The sequence below is a fragment of the Ensifer sp. PDNC004 genome (assembly GCF_016919405.1).
In the GTDB taxonomy this organism is placed as follows: Bacteria; Pseudomonadota; Alphaproteobacteria; order Rhizobiales; family Rhizobiaceae; genus Ensifer.
On sequence record NZ_CP070353.1, the window covers coordinates 419133 to 432586 of the forward strand.

A 13454-nucleotide genomic window follows, 5' to 3' on the forward strand; every position below is an offset into this window, starting at 1 on the left:
AAGCCTTCACCTGAACCGGGCCATTTCATTCTCTCGTCAGGGCGTGAAATGGCCTATTTCTTTGAAAGAATATGCATTCCTCCTTATGAAGGCAGGTGCTAGGGTCGCCGGCGTACAGTCGCGTTTCGGGGGAACTGCGTGAACTGGTCCAGGCCTCTCAGGGTGCATCTCAGCGTGCTCGTGGTCGCGCTGCTCGTCTTAACGGCAACGCCGATCATCTGGATGGCCTTCAGCCAGGGGCGGCAGGCGGCGATCCTTGCCGGCGAGAAGCACATGCGCGAGATGAGCCTGCGGCTGATCGAGGGCTACAGGAATGCGCTCGAAGGCGGCCACGAGGCGGTGGCGCTTGCGTCCACCGTGCCGCAGCTGGCCGTCGCGCCACCCGGCGACCTGCAGCCGAAAGAGCAATTCTTCCTGGAGGTGCTCAGAAGCGTTTCCAACGCGACGAGCATCTATGCGGGCTATCCCGACGGCTCCTACCTGCAGGTGATCAATACGGAGCGAGACTATGTGCGCCAGGCGCTCGAAGCGCCTGTGGGCACGGCCTTTGCGGTCCGCCTGCTGGCCCATGGGCAGGACGCGGGCACAGTCTCGACGCTTCGCTTCCTCGATGCTGGGGCCAAGCAGATCGGGGAACGTCCGTTCGAGCGCACGAATTTCGACCCGCGTCAGACCCCCTGGTATCAGGCGGCCCTTCGAACCGGCGGTCCGGTTTCCGTCGGGCCCTATGTCACGGGCACGCTCAAGGTGCCGACCCTGGCGCTGGCAGCGCCGCTGAAGGGGACTCGCGGCATTGTGGTCGGCACCAACATTCACCTGCAGACCGTCAGCCGCCTGCTCGATGCGCGCGAGATCTCGCCGCGGGCCCGGTCCTATGTCATCGGCAGCGACAACAACCTCGTCGCCCATTCCGATCCCGCGGTCATGAGCATGATCCTCGGGGCCTGGTCGGGCGGGCGCGGGGCCGATATGCGCAGCCTCGATCCGAGCCTCGACGTCGTCGCCGGGCTGCGCAAGGACTCCGTCTATGCGGGTGGCGGGCTTACCGAGGCCGAGTTTGCCGGCGAGCGCTATCTGGTGCAGATCGCGCCGGTCAGCGTTGCCGGCCAGTTCAAGGGCAGCTCGGTCGCGATCGTCGTGCCGCTGCAGGACCTGGTGGCGCAGGCAAACCGGCTGCTGGTGCGCAACCTGATGATTGCCGGGGGCCTGCTGGTGGCGGGTGTCATCGGCTCGCTGATGCTGTCACGGGTGATCAGCCGCAAGCTCTATCACCTTGCCGACGAGGCGCGGCGGATCGGCGACCTGAACTTTGCCGGCAACGACGCTCCGCATTCCTGGATCACCGAGATCAACACGCTTGGCGGCGCGCTTTCCGCCAGCCGGCGCGCCATCGTCCAGTTTGCGCTTTACGTTCCGCGCGAGGTGGTCCGCCGGATCATCGACCCCGAGGGCGGCGCGGCGGTTCGCGGCAGGCGACAGGAGGTGACCGCGCTTTTCACCGACGTGCGCGATTTTACCACCATCTCCGAACAGCATTCGCCCGAGGAGGTCGTCGATATTCTTTCGGCCTATTTCGAGATGCTGAACGCGGTGGCCGAGCAGTACCACGGAACGGTGATCCAGTATCTCGGCGACAGCATTTTCGTCATCTGGAACGCGCCGGTTGCCGATCCGCAGCACATCGAGAATGGCTGTCATTGCGCGCTGGCGATGAAGGCAGCGGTCGATCGCCTCAACGAGACCAACCGCAAAGGCGGTCGTCCGGAACTGTTCACGCGTTTTGGCGTGCATACGGGGCCGGCGGTCGTCGGCAGCTTCGGTGCGATTGCGCGCCAGCAATACACGGCCATGGGCGACACGATCAATGTCGCTTCGCGGCTCGAAGGGCTGAACAAGGAGTACAACACCTCGATCCTGGTGAGCGGGGCGGTGCATGCAGCCGTTGCCGATCTCTTCGACTTCCGCGCGATGGGCATGGTGCATGTGAAGGGGCGCTCGGGCGGCATCGATCTCTGGGAACTGGCCGGCACGCGCGGATAGTCTCCACCACGGCGGTCGTCGAGACTGGTTCGTTGGCGGATCAGCGATCCGCGAGCAGCCCGGTCGCCATGGCGCGGAAGGCGTCGATCGCTTTCGGCAAAACCGTCTTCGGCTCGTCGCTGGCGGCAACCCAGAGGGCGGCGTTGAGCGCGGCACCGCTCAAGAGCCGCGCGGCCGCTTCCGCATCGACCGGTTTCAATACGCCCTTGTCCAGCAGATGCTCCACCGACCGCTTCGTCGCCAACAGGCAGCTGTTCTGGCTCGGCCATTTCGAGGGATCGCCGAGCACGGCCGGGCCATCGAGCAGCACAATGCGCTGCACCTCGGGATCGAGCGCCATCTCGATATAGGCGGCCCCTTCGGCAAGCATCGCCTGCCAGTGGTCGCCGGCTGCGGCACCGGCGCCGATCTCCTTGGCGCGGGCGGCCATCTCGCCGTCGATCTGGGTGACGACCGCGGCCAGCAGCCCGCGCTTGTCGCCGAAATTGTGATAGAGCGCGCCGCGCGTCAGCCCGACATCGGCGGTCAGTTCATCCATCGAGGCGGCGGCATAGCCCTTTTCCGCGAAGGCCTTCCGGCCCGCCGAAATCAGCTTCGCGCGGTTTTCCTCCATCGTTTCCTGGCGGCTTCTGGCCATCATCGCCCTCAATTTCAGATACGGTGCGTATATGGAATTGACATACGTGCCGTATTTCGCTATTTCAGATACGTTCCGTATATCAAATTGGAAGGCATTTGTGAAGGAGGGCCCGGCATCCGGCTCGTCCTCCTTTGTGCCGATCCCGTAAACCAGAAAGGCAAGTTCCATGACGTTACGTGATGCAATCTTTCCCGCCGGCCGGCATGCGCTCTACGAGCAGCACCGTTACTCCGCAGCTATCCGTTCCGGCGATCTGCTGTTCGTTTCCGGCCAGGTCGGCAGCCGTGAGGACGGCACGCCGGAGCCGGACTTCGCCCGCCAGGTGGAGCGCGCCTTCGACAATCTCGAAGCGACGCTGAAGGCGGCCGGCGCCACTTTCGACGACATCGTCGACGTGACGAGCTTCCACACCGATCCGGAGAACCAGTTCGAAACGATCCTTGCGGTCAAGGACCGCGTCTTTTCCGAAAAGCCCTATCCGAACTGGACCGCCATCGGCGTCAACTGGCTCGCCGGCTTCGATTTCGAGATCAAGGTGATCGCGCGGATACCCGAAGCGGGTGGTGCCGAGCGGGGGCGGGCGGCTTAGCGCCTGTTGGGCATTTGGAGCCTTGGAGGGACGTCGCGTTCGATGCGGCGCCCTCTGGCACCGCACGCCATGTCAAACCGACCGATCCGCTCCTTGGGTGCCGATCCGCGGGCCTCTAGCGAGGGCCAGCGCTCCGACAATTGAAACGCGAGGCGACAGGTCGCGACAGCTTGCGCCTAATGCAGATGCGCCAGCTTGTCCGGATTGCGCACCACGTAGATCGCCGCGACCTTGCCATCCTTAATCTCCAGCGCCGTCGTCTGCAGCTCGCCGTCGGCCTCGCGGGTGACGAAGCCGGGGAGGCCATTGATGAAGCCGGCGCGTATCAGCGTCGAGCCGTGCTTGGCAAAGAGGGCGGCCAGTTGCTCGTGCACCTTCATCACCGGATCAAAGCCGAGGATCGGCTGCATTGCGGCCGGGCGTTTGCCGCCGCCGTCGGCATGCACGCTGACATCGGCTGCAAGCATGGCGCCGAGCGTCTTCATGTCGCCGTGGCGGGAGGCTGCAAAGAAGGCGTTGGCAAGTTCGAGGCCGCGCTGCTGCTCGATCTCAAAGCGGGGGCGTTCCGCGCGCACATGGGTGCGGGCGCGGGCTGCAAGCTGGCGGCAGGCGGCGGCATCGCGCTCGATCGTCACGGCCACCTCGTCAAAACTCTGGCCGAAGACGTCGTGCAGCAGGAAGGCGGCGCGCTCCAAGGGCGAGAGCCGTTCGAGCGCCAGCATCAGGGGCAGGGTGACGTCGTCCTCCGGCTCTTCCTCGACGACGGGTTCGGGAAGCCAGGGGCCGACATAGGTCTCGCGCTTCAGGCGCGCGGATTTCAACTGGTCGAGGCAGAGCCGCGTGACGGTGCGGCGCAGGAAGGCTTCCGGCTCGCGCACGGAGGTGCGGTCGGCCCCCATCCAGCGGATGAAGGCCTCCTGCACCATGTCCTCCGCATCGGCGACCGAGCCGAGCATGCGGTAGGCGACGCGGACGAGTCTTGGACGCAGCGGATCGAAGACCGCCGCTGCGTCCTCATGGGCGCTCACCGCCATCAGGCGGCAGCCTGCGCGGCGGCCTTGGCGGCTGCCGGGTCGACCCAGAGGCCGAAGCCGACGGCGAGACGGTTCCAGCCGTTGATGACGTTGATCATCAGCGTAAGTTTCACCTGTTCCTCCTCGGTGAAATGGTCCTTCAGCGCCTGATAGGCCGCATCGTGGCCGTGGCCCTCGGACAGGCGAGTCAGTGCTTCGGTCCAGCCTAGCGCGGCGCGCTCGCGATCGGAATAGCAGGGTGCTTCGCGCCAGGCGGAAAGCAGGTAGATGCGCTGTTCCGTCTCGCCCTTTTCGCGGGCTTCCTGGGTGTGCATGTTGATGCAGTTGGCGCAGCCGTTGATCTGCGAGGCGCGGATTTTCACGAGTTCGATAATGGTGGTGTCAAGGCTCGCGGCCACGGCCATCGAGACACTGGTCCAGCTCTTCATCAGTTGCGGGGCAGCGGCGAAAAGGTCGATCTTGGCAGTCATGGTTCCGTTTCCTTTCGTTGGTTCCGATACCATGACGAGCGAGCAACGGCTGGTGTGACATGGCCGCGAATTTTTCTGAAAAAAAAACGTCGGTGCGCATCGTTTCGGTGGGGCCGGCCTGTGCCGCACCGCACTAACCCCTATGGATGACTATGACGCCTTCGGTCGATATGTGAGTGTAGCTTGGGGGATTCTTTATTGCAGGTGGTGGTGCCGAGTGCTTCGGGAGGTACTCAATGGCAGACGAATTCAATGCCGCACTCGATATTCCGTATGTCTTCGAGATCACCATTAACGACTTTGCGGCGCTGTGGCGGAAGCTGGAGCGGCGAAGCTTTGCGCTGAAGGCGCTTTTGCCCAACTGGTACGGCCAGCTGCAGGGGGAATTCGCAGCAAGCTTCGGCGCGCTCGATGCCTATGTCGGCCACGGCAGTGCGGTCATTCCCAGAAACGGCATGGAAAAGGCCGCTGTCGAGGCGGTGATCGCGACAATGCTGATGGGCCGGCTCGGCATGGCCATTCGCGAGCTGGCCGTCGAGGCGGGGCAGGCCGCGACCCAAGAGGGCGCTCCCATCAAGGGCCGGCTTCACTATGGCAAGGACAACCGGATTATCGGTGTGGACAACGAGTATCTGCGCCGGGTGCTCGATCCGGCCGAGGACTATGAGGCCGACGGCTGCGTCTTCGAGGTGCTGGGCTACTCGCCGAGCAGTCCCTTTTCCATGACGTCGCGGATCGCCTCGATGATGCTGTTCTTCAACCGCGGCATGGCGCCCTTGAGCGGGAAGCCTGTCGATTACAACGTCATCCTGAAGACGATGCACGCCTTCATCGCTGCGGAGAACCTCGGCTATGTCATGACCTTCGAGCACCGCAACACCAATGACGACCTGTCGATCTTCACCACCAACGAATTCAACAAGCTGACCATCCAGTCGGCGGAGGGCGACCTTCGCCTCATTCAGAAATACCTGAAGGCCATCGGCTTCTATTTTGGCGATGTCGACAATGCACTCGGACCGGAGTTCGAGGTCGCTGCCCGAAATTTCGCGCGCGTCTACAGGCTGGACCACTATGCGCACTACAGTGACCGCGATTTCCTGTACACACTGGCCAATGCCTATGTGCTCCACCGCAGCCAGATATCGACGGGCGCGCGCTAAAGCTCATCGCGTGAAGCTCTTGTTTTTATGCACGTCGTCGCCGCAAAACCGCTGCGCACATTTGCGCGACCTGCATCGGGACCCACAGATCGCGCGTCCCCCGGTTCTGTCATACCCCTGTAAAAGGGTGGCCCTATCCCTCGGCGCCAGTTTCAACACGAGGGTATATCCATGAAATCGTTTGTCTCCGTCCTTGCCGGCGCTGTTGTCGCAGGCCTGCTTTCGACCGCGGCCTATGCCGAGAGCCTGGTGCTCTATACCAGCCAGCCGAACGAGGATGCGCAGGCGACGGTCGACGCGTTCCAGGCCGCCAATCCCGGCATCGAGGTGGAATGGGTGCGCGAGGGCACGACCAAGATCATGGCCAAGCTGATGGCCGAGATCGAGGCCGGCAATCCGGTGGCCGACGTGCTGTTGATCGCCGACACCGTGACCATGCAGCGGCTGAAGGAAGCCGGCCATCTCGCCGACTACAAGTCGCCGGAAGCGGCAAACTACGACGCGGCGCTCTATGATGCGGACGGCGCCTATTACTCGACCAAGATGATCACCACCGGGATCGTCTACAATACCTCCGCCGCCATGAAGCCTGAGGGCTGGCAGGATCTCGTGAAGTCCGAGGCCAAGGGCCTCGTCACCATGCCGAGCCCGCTGACCTCGGGTGCGGCTCTCATTCACGCTCAGACCCTGACCGGCATCGATGGCCTCGGCTGGGACTATTACAAGGCGCTCGCCGCAAACGGCGCCACGGCTGCCGGCGGCAATGGCGGCGTCTTGAAGGCGGTTGCGACCGGTGAGAAGGCCTATGGCATGCTCGTCGATTTCATAGCGATCCGCGAGAAGGCCAAGGGCGCGCCGGTGGAATTCGTCTTCCCGGCCGAGGGCGTGTCTGCCGTGACCGAGCCCGTCGGCATCCTGAAGACCGCCAAGAACGTCGAGGCGGCGAAGAAGTTCGTCGACTTCCTGCTGTCCGAGGAAGGCCAGAAGACGGCGGTGAAGATGGGCTATATTCCGGCCCGCAACGGCGTGGCGCTGCCTGCGGGCTATCCGGCGCGCGAGACGATCAAGGTGCTGCCGGTCAATGCGGCCGAGGCCGTGAAGAATTCCGATGCGGACCTCAAAACCTTCTCCGGCATCTTCGGCACGAACTGATCGGTTCAATGCTGAAACGTAACGATGCGCGCAGCCGGCCCCGCTGGCTGCGCTTTCCCATTCAAGGCCGGACGATGGGCGCGCCCAAGCTACGGGCAGGCGCCAGCCCCGCTGCCGAGCCGCGCTGGCTGGCGCCCTTCGTTCTCGCCTGCCTGTTTCTTCTCTGCCTGCTGCCGCTCTTCAGCCTGGCGAAGGCCGGTTTTTCCGGGCTCGTCTCCGGCCGGTCGATTGGCGTGCTCACGGAGCCCGCGACCTTTGCGGCGATCCGCAACACGCTGATTACGGCGACCGGCGGCATGGTCGTCTCCGTCGTCATCGGCGCGCTTTTTGCCTTCGTGGTGGCGCTGACGGATGTGCGCGGCAAGCTTACGCTCAGCTTCGCCTTCATGCTGCCGATGATGATCCCGCCGCAGGTGACGGCCCTTGCCTGGGTGGAGATGACCGGGCCGGCGAGCCCGCTGTTAAAAACCCTCGGGATTGCGCCGCCGCTCGGCAGCCCGCAGCCGCTCTATTCGCTGGCTGGCATATCGCTGCTGCTCGGCGTGCAGCATGCGCCGCTCGTCTTCCTGGCGCTGAAAGCGGGCCTATCGGCCTCGCCGCGCGACGGGGTGGAGGCGGCACGGCTTGCCGGGGCCACGCCGCTTCGCGTCTTTCGCGACATCGTCGCGCCGCTGTCGCTGCCGGGACTGATTGCCGGTGCGGCGATCGCCTTCGTCTCCGGCGTCGGCAATTTTGGCATTCCGGCGATCCTCGGCATTCCCGCGGGCATCGAGGTGCTGCCGACCCTGATCTATACGCGGCTTGCCAGCTTCGGCGCCGGCACCTTCGGCGAGATCGCGCTGCTCTCCAGCCTGATCGCCGTCATTGCCGCCGCCGGGTTGATCCTTCAGCAGAAGGCGCTTGTCGGCCGGGACTACCGCATCATCGGCCTTTCCGGGGCGAATGCCGCCTTTTCGCTCGGCCGCTTCCGCCCGGTCGTCGAGCTGGTCCTCGTGGCGATCCTGCTTCTCGTGCTGGTCGCACCTCTCGCCGCTCTTGTCGCGAGCTCGGTGGTGCCGGCCTATGGCGTGCCGCTCAACCTTCAGACCGTGTCGCTTCGCGCTTACGAAGAAATCCTCTTTCGTCAGCCGATGACGCTGAAGGCGCTTGGCAATTCGATGTTCCTTGCAGCAACGGCCGCATTCGGCCTGCTCGCCGTCTCGGTGCCCGCGGCCTATCTCATGACGCGGCGCAAGGGGTGGCTTGCCAATACGCTCGGCATCCTGATCGAGATCCCCTATGCGCTGCCGGGCATCGTGCTTGCGGTCGCATTCATCCTCACCTTTGCCGCACCTCTGCCGATCCTCAAGGTTTCGCTCTACGGCACCATCTGGATCATCCTGATTGCTTACTTCTCCTCGTTCCTCGCCGTCAGCCTCAAGCCGGTGATGAGTGCTTTCCTGCAGATGGACCCGTCGCTGGAAGAGGCGGCGCGCCTTGCGGGTGCCGGTTTCTTCAGGCGGATGCGCGACGTGATCCTGCCCTTGGTGGCGCCGGCGGCGGGGGCTGCGATCATCCTCGTCTTCCTGATCGCCGCCAACGAGCTGACGGTCTCGGCGCTGCTCTGGTCGGCCGGCACCCAGACGCTTGGCGTTGCCATCTTCAATCTCGACGACAGCGGCTCGTCGGACCTGGCCGCAGCCCTTTCGGTGCTCGTGGTCGTCATGGTCGTGGTGCTGATGGCGGCACTCGAGGCGCTTGCAAACCACCTTCCGAAAGGCGTGCTGCCGTGGCGCAACTGATCCTCAATCACCTCACCAAGGATTTCGGCGGCGGCCGGCCGGCGGTTTCGGATGTGTCGCTGACGGTGCGGGAGGGCGGCTTCCTGGCGCTGCTCGGGCCGTCCGGCTGCGGCAAGACGACGGTGCTCAGGATGATTGCCGGCTTCGAGCAGCCGAGCGACGGCTCGATCGATTTCGGCGAAAGGCGGCTTTCGGATGCCGCGCGGGCGCTGCCGCCGGAGCGGCGCAACATGGCGATGGTGTTCCAGTCCTATGCGCTCTGGCCGCACATGACGGTGGCCGAAAATGTCGGCTATCCGCTGAAAGTGCGGGGCATTTCGGGCTCGGCGTGGCAACGGAGCGTCGCCGATGCTCTGGCGCTGGTGAAACTGACGGACTATGCCGACCGCCGACCCGCAGCCCTTTCCGGCGGTCAGCGCCAGCGGGTGGCGCTCGCCCGCTGCCTGGTGACTTCGCCCGACGTGGTGCTGCTCGACGAGCCGCTTGCCAATCTCGACCAGCATTTGCGCAAGTCGATGGAGGAGACCTTCCGCATCTTCCACGAGCGCTCTGGCGCGACGATGATCTATGTGACGCACGATCAGGCGGAAGCGATGGCGCTTGCGACCGATGTCGCCGTGATGCACGAGGGGCGGTTGATGCAGATGGCGCCGCCCGCCGAGATCTACGCCAGACCCGAAGGCGCCATCGTCGGCGGCCTCATCGGCCGCGGCTCGGTGCTCAAGCTCGCGGTACCGGAGGGCGCGCCGCGGGCGCTGGAATGGCCGCTGCTGCGTTCAGCGCTTCCTGGCGTCCGCATGGAAGGTGCTGGCGATGGCGCCGTTCGTGACGTCCTCGTGCGCCCGGAACATGTGCGCCACGACGGCGAGGGCATGGCGCTCCGCGTCGTCTCCTGCGTCTTTGAGGGCGAGCGTTTTGCCCTGACCTTGGCTTTGCCGGATGGCCAGTCGTTGAAAGCCTTTGGCGACAGGGCGATCATGCCGGGAGACACGGCGCGGTTCGTGATGAGCCAGGGATGGAGGCTCTAGGGACGGTTGGCGTCACTCGCAATCGGGCTTGTCGAGTTCGACCTCGAACTGGCGCGGGCCGACGACGCCCGGTTTTGCCGGCAGACCGACGATCCGCGCGATGACCGTGCATTTGCCGGCGACGACGGCATAACGGTCGCGGCCTTGGCTGATGACCTTGTCGATCGGGTGTTTGGGAACGGCGACGGCGACCGCGTTGATGACCGCGTTCAGTTCGCGGGCACGCTGAAAATTCGGCGCAAGGGCGGCCGTGGCCTGACCGGTGGCAAGGACGAGGACGAGGCAGGCGACGGCGGATCGGGCGAACATGGCAAGCTCCTGTTTTCAAGTGAAGGAAGCATGACGCCCTGACCGCTTCAAGTGCATGGGCTCGGTCGCCTGTGACGTCTGAAGGGATTCCGCCATTTCCCGCACCAGCCCACAAAATTCATCGTGCCTTGAAATAAACCGTTGAGTTAAATGAAACCGGTTGCTATAAACAATCAGTATCCCGCTTAAAGGCGGTTCAGGAGGAACGGGGCGGTCGCCTCATCGACAGGAGGATAGGATGAAGCTTTATCAGGGCATGGGACCGAATTCGTATCGCGTGCGCATCTTCATGGCGGAGAAGGGGATTTCGCTGCCGATGGTGGATGTCGATTTCGCCAAGGGTGAGCACAAGGCGCCGGAGTTCCTGGCGGTCAATTCGCTCGGCCAGATCCCGGTGCTGGAGCTCGACGACGGCACGATTATTACCGAGAGCGTCGCGATCTGCCGCTATCTCGAAGAGACGAAGCGCGAGCCGCAGCTCTTCGGCCATGATGCCGTCAGCCGCGCCAAGATCGAGATGTGGAACCGTCGCGCCGAACTGGTCATCCTCGGTACCGTCGGCAATGTGGCGCTGCATTCGGATGCCTTCTTTGCCGAGCGGCTGACACAGTTTCCGGCCTTTGCGGAGACCGAGCGGGTGGCCGTGCCGAAGAAATGGGGCTGGCTCGACGACGAGCTTTCCGACGGTCGGCCGTATCTGGCCGGCGATCAGTTCTCGATCGCCGACATCACCGCCGGCGTTACCGCCTGGCTCTGCGACGTCTTCGGCATGGAGATCCCGGGCTCGGCGAAAAACGTCCAGGGCTGGCTGGAGCGGGTGCGCGCGCGGCCGAGCTTTGAAGCCTAGGGGCAAAGCGCAGGGACGGCGATCGGCCCCGCATCCCCTTGCCGGAACCTTCTCGCCGTTTTGACGGGGACAAGGGAACTTGCGGCAGCCGCTCGCTCGCCCGTCAATCTCAGCGGAAAGAGGCTCGATCAGCCAATCGCGGCAGTCGTCTTTGCTGCCGCGCGTCCCTGTTTGGGAGCCGGCCATCGACTGCGTCTCCTCTCTCCGCGCAGCGTTGAGAGGGTCAGGTCGAGGGGCGGATGTGGCGTAAAGATTTGATTGTTTGTATGTTTTCGCCATTCTGCGGCGGAAGTCCGGCCGCCTCTGCGCCCCCGCTAAAATTCATATGTGGATAGGCGCGTCGCCCTTTTTGCTTGCCTTCTCCATGGCTTTTTTCAATTCCTAAAATACAAGCTGCCCGATTCGCCGCTGCCGGGCGCCCGCAAGGCGCTGGCTCTAGGAGACAAGCCATGACCGATTTCAAGAAGCCCACGATCACCGAAATGCGCCCGAAGATCACCGTGATCGGGGTCGGCGGCGGTGGCGGCAACGCCATCAACAACATGATCAACGAAGGGCTTCAGGGCGTCGATTTCGTGGTCGCCAACACCGACGCGCAGGCGCTTGCCATGTCGAAGTCGTCGCGCATCATCCAGCTCGGCGCTGCCGTCACCGAAGGTCTCGGCGCCGGCTCGCTGCCGGATGTCGGCCGGGCGGCGGCGGAAGAATCGATCGACGAGATCATGGATCACCTCGGCGGCACGCATATGTGCTTCGTCACCGCCGGCATGGGCGGCGGCACCGGCACGGGCGCAGCCCCGGTGATTGCGGCGGCCGCGCGCAAGGCGGGCATCCTCACGGTCGGCGTCGTCACCAAGCCCTTCAGCTTCGAGGGCAAGCGCCGCATGGAGACGGCCGAGCAGGGCATCGAGCGCCTGCGCGAGGCGGCTGACACCGTCATCGTCATTCCCAACCAGAACCTTTTCCGCATCGCAGACGCCAAGACCACCTTTGCCGATGCCTTCGTGATCGCCGACCGGGTGCTTTACTCCGGCGTCGGCTGCATCACCGACCTGATCGTCAAGGAAGGCCTGATCAACCTCGACTTCGCCGACGTGAAGTCGGTGATGAAGGGTATGGGCCGCGCCATGATGGGCACCGGCGAGGCGACCGGCGAGGGCCGGGCACTCAAGGCGGCTGAAGCGGCGATCGCCAACCCGCTGCTCGACGAAGTGTCAATGCGCGGCGCGCGCGGCGTGCTGATCTCGATTTCCGGCGGCATGGACATGACGCTGTTCGAAGTCGACGAAGCGGCGACCCGCATTCGCGAAGAGGTCTATGACGAGGCCGACATCGTCGTCGGTTCGATCTTCGACCGCTCGCTCGACGGCACGTTCCGCGTCTCCGTGGTCGCGACTGGCCTCGATGGCGCACGCTCAGCCGCCAACCCGGCAGGGGCCGCCGTCGGCCAGCCGGCGTCAGAGCCTGTACCGACCCGCACGCTGCAATAGCATACGCATCCATCGCCTGCTTCAAGGACCCTCCCGATGTGATGACGCCATATCGGGAGGGTTCTTGCGTTTGGAGGCTTGAATGCGCGACGAGACTGGAGACACCGGGGAGGCGGAAAAGCACCCGCCAGCGGCGGCGGGCCGCGCGGCGAGGGCGGTGATGGTGGCCGAGGCAGTGCTTGCGGAACGCTTTCCGCAGGCAATCTTTGCGATCGTTGCGGGCTCGATCCTGCGCGGTGAGGGTACGGAAAGCTCGGATATCGACCTGGTGGTTCTGCACGAGGCCTTGCCTGCCGCCTGGCGGGAGAGCTTTCATTTCGACGGCTTTCCGGTCGAAGCCTTCGTGCACGATTTCGAGACGCTCAACTGGTTTGCCGACCAGGACATGGCGGGCGGCTGCCCGGTGCTTACGGACATGGTGGCGGGCGGTGTTGCGATCGGGCCTGAGCGGGCGCGTGCCGAAGCACTCCAGGCCGAGGCGCGACAACGCCTGGAGCGAGGACCGGCGCCGTTGACACCGGAAATCCGCAACGGACTGCGCTACCAGATCACCGACCTGGTGGACGATCTGCGCGATCCACGCCCGGCCGCCGAGATCCGCGCCATTGCCGCCGAACTGATGCGGCCGCTCGCCGATCTGATGCTGCTTGGGCGCGGGAGATGGTCCGGCCGCGGCAAATGGCTGCCGCGGCTGCTCCTGCGGGCCGACGCGGCCCTTGCGGAGCGTTTCGACGCGGCTGTCTGCAACGCCAGCGCAGGACAGGCGGCGGATTTGATCCGGCTGGCCGAAGAAGAGCTGGCGCCGCATGGCGGGCCGCTGTTTGCCGGGGATCGGCGGACAGCGCCGGCGGGTGCACGGCGTCCTGGGAGTCTCGTCGAGTGAATGCGCGGCCGGGACGTTCTCAGGCGAG

General features: G+C 64.6%; 13 protein-coding genes. 9 read left to right on the forward strand and 4 right to left on the reverse strand.

Annotated features, from left to right (window positions below; genetic code table 11):
- Positions 1–138: 138 nt before the first annotated feature.
- Positions 139–2040: an adenylate/guanylate cyclase domain-containing protein gene (locus JVX98_RS09935; RefSeq protein ID WP_205238480.1), complete on the forward strand. Its 1902-nt coding sequence runs from the start codon at positions 139–141 to the stop codon at positions 2038–2040.
- Between the two features lie 40 nt (positions 2041–2080).
- On the opposite strand, the gene JVX98_RS09940 is transcribed toward JVX98_RS09935, so the two are convergent.
- Positions 2081–2677 carry a TetR/AcrR family transcriptional regulator gene (locus JVX98_RS09940; protein WP_192447176.1) on the reverse strand — a complete coding sequence of 199 codons (597 nt, stop codon included), beginning with the start codon at positions 2675–2677 and terminating at the stop codon, positions 2081–2083.
- Positions 2678–2846: 169 nt separating this feature from the next.
- Here JVX98_RS09940 and JVX98_RS09945 point away from each other — a divergent pair, with 169 nt between their 5' ends.
- Positions 2847–3269: a RidA family protein gene (locus JVX98_RS09945; RefSeq protein ID WP_205238481.1), complete on the forward strand. Its 423-nt coding sequence runs from the start codon at positions 2847–2849 to the stop codon at positions 3267–3269.
- A gap of 176 nt (positions 3270–3445) precedes the next feature.
- On the opposite strand, the gene JVX98_RS09950 is transcribed toward JVX98_RS09945, so the two are convergent.
- Together JVX98_RS09950 and JVX98_RS09955 are read right to left on the reverse strand one after the other, a co-directional pair.
- A complete protein-coding gene (locus JVX98_RS09950; protein WP_205238482.1) occupies positions 3446–4303 on the reverse strand; it encodes a sigma-70 family RNA polymerase sigma factor in 858 nt (285 codons plus the stop codon).
- Positions 4303–4773 carry a carboxymuconolactone decarboxylase family protein gene (locus tag JVX98_RS09955; RefSeq protein WP_205238483.1) on the reverse strand — a complete coding sequence of 157 codons (471 nt, stop codon included), beginning with the start codon at positions 4771–4773 and terminating at the stop codon, positions 4303–4305. The genes JVX98_RS09950 and JVX98_RS09955 overlap by 1 nt, the downstream gene beginning before the upstream one ends.
- A gap of 236 nt (positions 4774–5009) precedes the next feature.
- On the opposite strand from JVX98_RS09955, the gene JVX98_RS09960 reads away from it, so the two are divergent.
- The 4 genes from JVX98_RS09960 (at position 5010) to JVX98_RS09975 (ending at position 9897) form a co-directional block, all read left to right on the forward strand.
- Positions 5010–5936, forward strand: a complete 927-nt coding sequence (locus JVX98_RS09960; protein ID WP_205238484.1) for a peptidoglycan-binding domain-containing protein — start codon at positions 5010–5012, stop codon at positions 5934–5936.
- Between the two features lie 171 nt (positions 5937–6107).
- Positions 6108–7088 (forward strand): ABC transporter substrate-binding protein, encoded by a 981-nt coding sequence (locus tag JVX98_RS09965; RefSeq protein ID WP_205238485.1) that lies wholly within the window; start codon positions 6108–6110, stop codon positions 7086–7088.
- 74 nt (positions 7089–7162) lie between these two features.
- On the forward strand, positions 7163–8869 hold the full coding sequence (locus tag JVX98_RS09970; RefSeq protein ID WP_205239422.1) for an iron ABC transporter permease: 1707 nt from the start codon (positions 7163–7165) through the stop codon (positions 8867–8869).
- Complete coding sequence (locus tag JVX98_RS09975; protein WP_205238486.1) at positions 8857–9897, forward strand: ABC transporter ATP-binding protein; 1041 nt, start codon at positions 8857–8859, stop codon at positions 9895–9897. The genes JVX98_RS09970 and JVX98_RS09975 overlap by 13 nt, the downstream gene beginning before the upstream one ends.
- A gap of 12 nt (positions 9898–9909) precedes the next feature.
- Here JVX98_RS09975 and JVX98_RS09980 read toward each other — a convergent pair whose 3' ends face one another.
- Positions 9910–10206 (reverse strand): hypothetical protein, encoded by a 297-nt coding sequence (locus JVX98_RS09980; RefSeq protein ID WP_192446542.1) that lies wholly within the window; start codon positions 10204–10206, stop codon positions 9910–9912.
- A 238-nt stretch (positions 10207–10444) separates the two neighbouring features.
- Here JVX98_RS09980 and JVX98_RS09985 point away from each other — a divergent pair, with 238 nt between their 5' ends.
- The 3 genes from JVX98_RS09985 (at position 10445) to JVX98_RS09995 (ending at position 13426) form a co-directional block, all read left to right on the forward strand.
- The gene (locus JVX98_RS09985) at positions 10445–11053 is read left to right on the forward strand and encodes a glutathione S-transferase family protein (protein WP_192446541.1); all 609 of its coding nucleotides are present in this window, start codon (positions 10445–10447) and stop codon (positions 11051–11053) included.
- 449 nt (positions 11054–11502) lie between these two features.
- Positions 11503–12543, forward strand: coding sequence for a cell division protein FtsZ (gene ftsZ / locus JVX98_RS09990; RefSeq protein ID WP_192446540.1), 1041 nt, complete (start codon positions 11503–11505; stop codon positions 12541–12543).
- An 82-nt stretch (positions 12544–12625) separates the two neighbouring features.
- Positions 12626–13426, forward strand: a complete 801-nt coding sequence (locus JVX98_RS09995) for a nucleotidyltransferase domain-containing protein (protein WP_371826540.1) — start codon at positions 12626–12628, stop codon at positions 13424–13426.
- The last annotated feature ends 28 nt before the right edge of the window (positions 13427–13454 follow it).

Coding starts and splice junctions, on each gene's coding strand:
- JVX98_RS09940 (WP_192447176.1), bottom strand. CDS start 2,677: ATGGCCAGAAGCCGCCAGGAAACGATGGAGGAAAACCGCGCGAAGCTG.
- JVX98_RS09945 (WP_205238481.1), top strand. CDS start 2,847: ATGACGTTACGTGATGCAATCTTTCCCGCCGGCCGGCATGCGCTCTAC.
- JVX98_RS09950 (WP_205238482.1), bottom strand. CDS start 4,303: ATGGCGGTGAGCGCCCATGAGGACGCAGCGGCGGTCTTCGATCCGCTG.
- JVX98_RS09955 (WP_205238483.1), bottom strand. CDS start 4,773: ATGACTGCCAAGATCGACCTTTTCGCCGCTGCCCCGCAACTGATGAAG.
- JVX98_RS09960 (WP_205238484.1), top strand. CDS start 5,010: ATGGCAGACGAATTCAATGCCGCACTCGATATTCCGTATGTCTTCGAG.
- JVX98_RS09965 (WP_205238485.1), top strand. CDS start 6,108: ATGAAATCGTTTGTCTCCGTCCTTGCCGGCGCTGTTGTCGCAGGCCTG.
- JVX98_RS09970 (WP_205239422.1), top strand. CDS start 7,163: ATGGGCGCGCCCAAGCTACGGGCAGGCGCCAGCCCCGCTGCCGAGCCG.
- JVX98_RS09980 (WP_192446542.1), bottom strand. CDS start 10,206: ATGTTCGCCCGATCCGCCGTCGCCTGCCTCGTCCTCGTCCTTGCCACC.
- JVX98_RS09985 (WP_192446541.1), top strand. CDS start 10,445: ATGAAGCTTTATCAGGGCATGGGACCGAATTCGTATCGCGTGCGCATC.
- ftsZ (WP_192446540.1), top strand. CDS start 11,503: ATGACCGATTTCAAGAAGCCCACGATCACCGAAATGCGCCCGAAGATC.
- JVX98_RS09995 (WP_371826540.1), top strand. CDS start 12,626: ATGCGCGACGAGACTGGAGACACCGGGGAGGCGGAAAAGCACCCGCCA.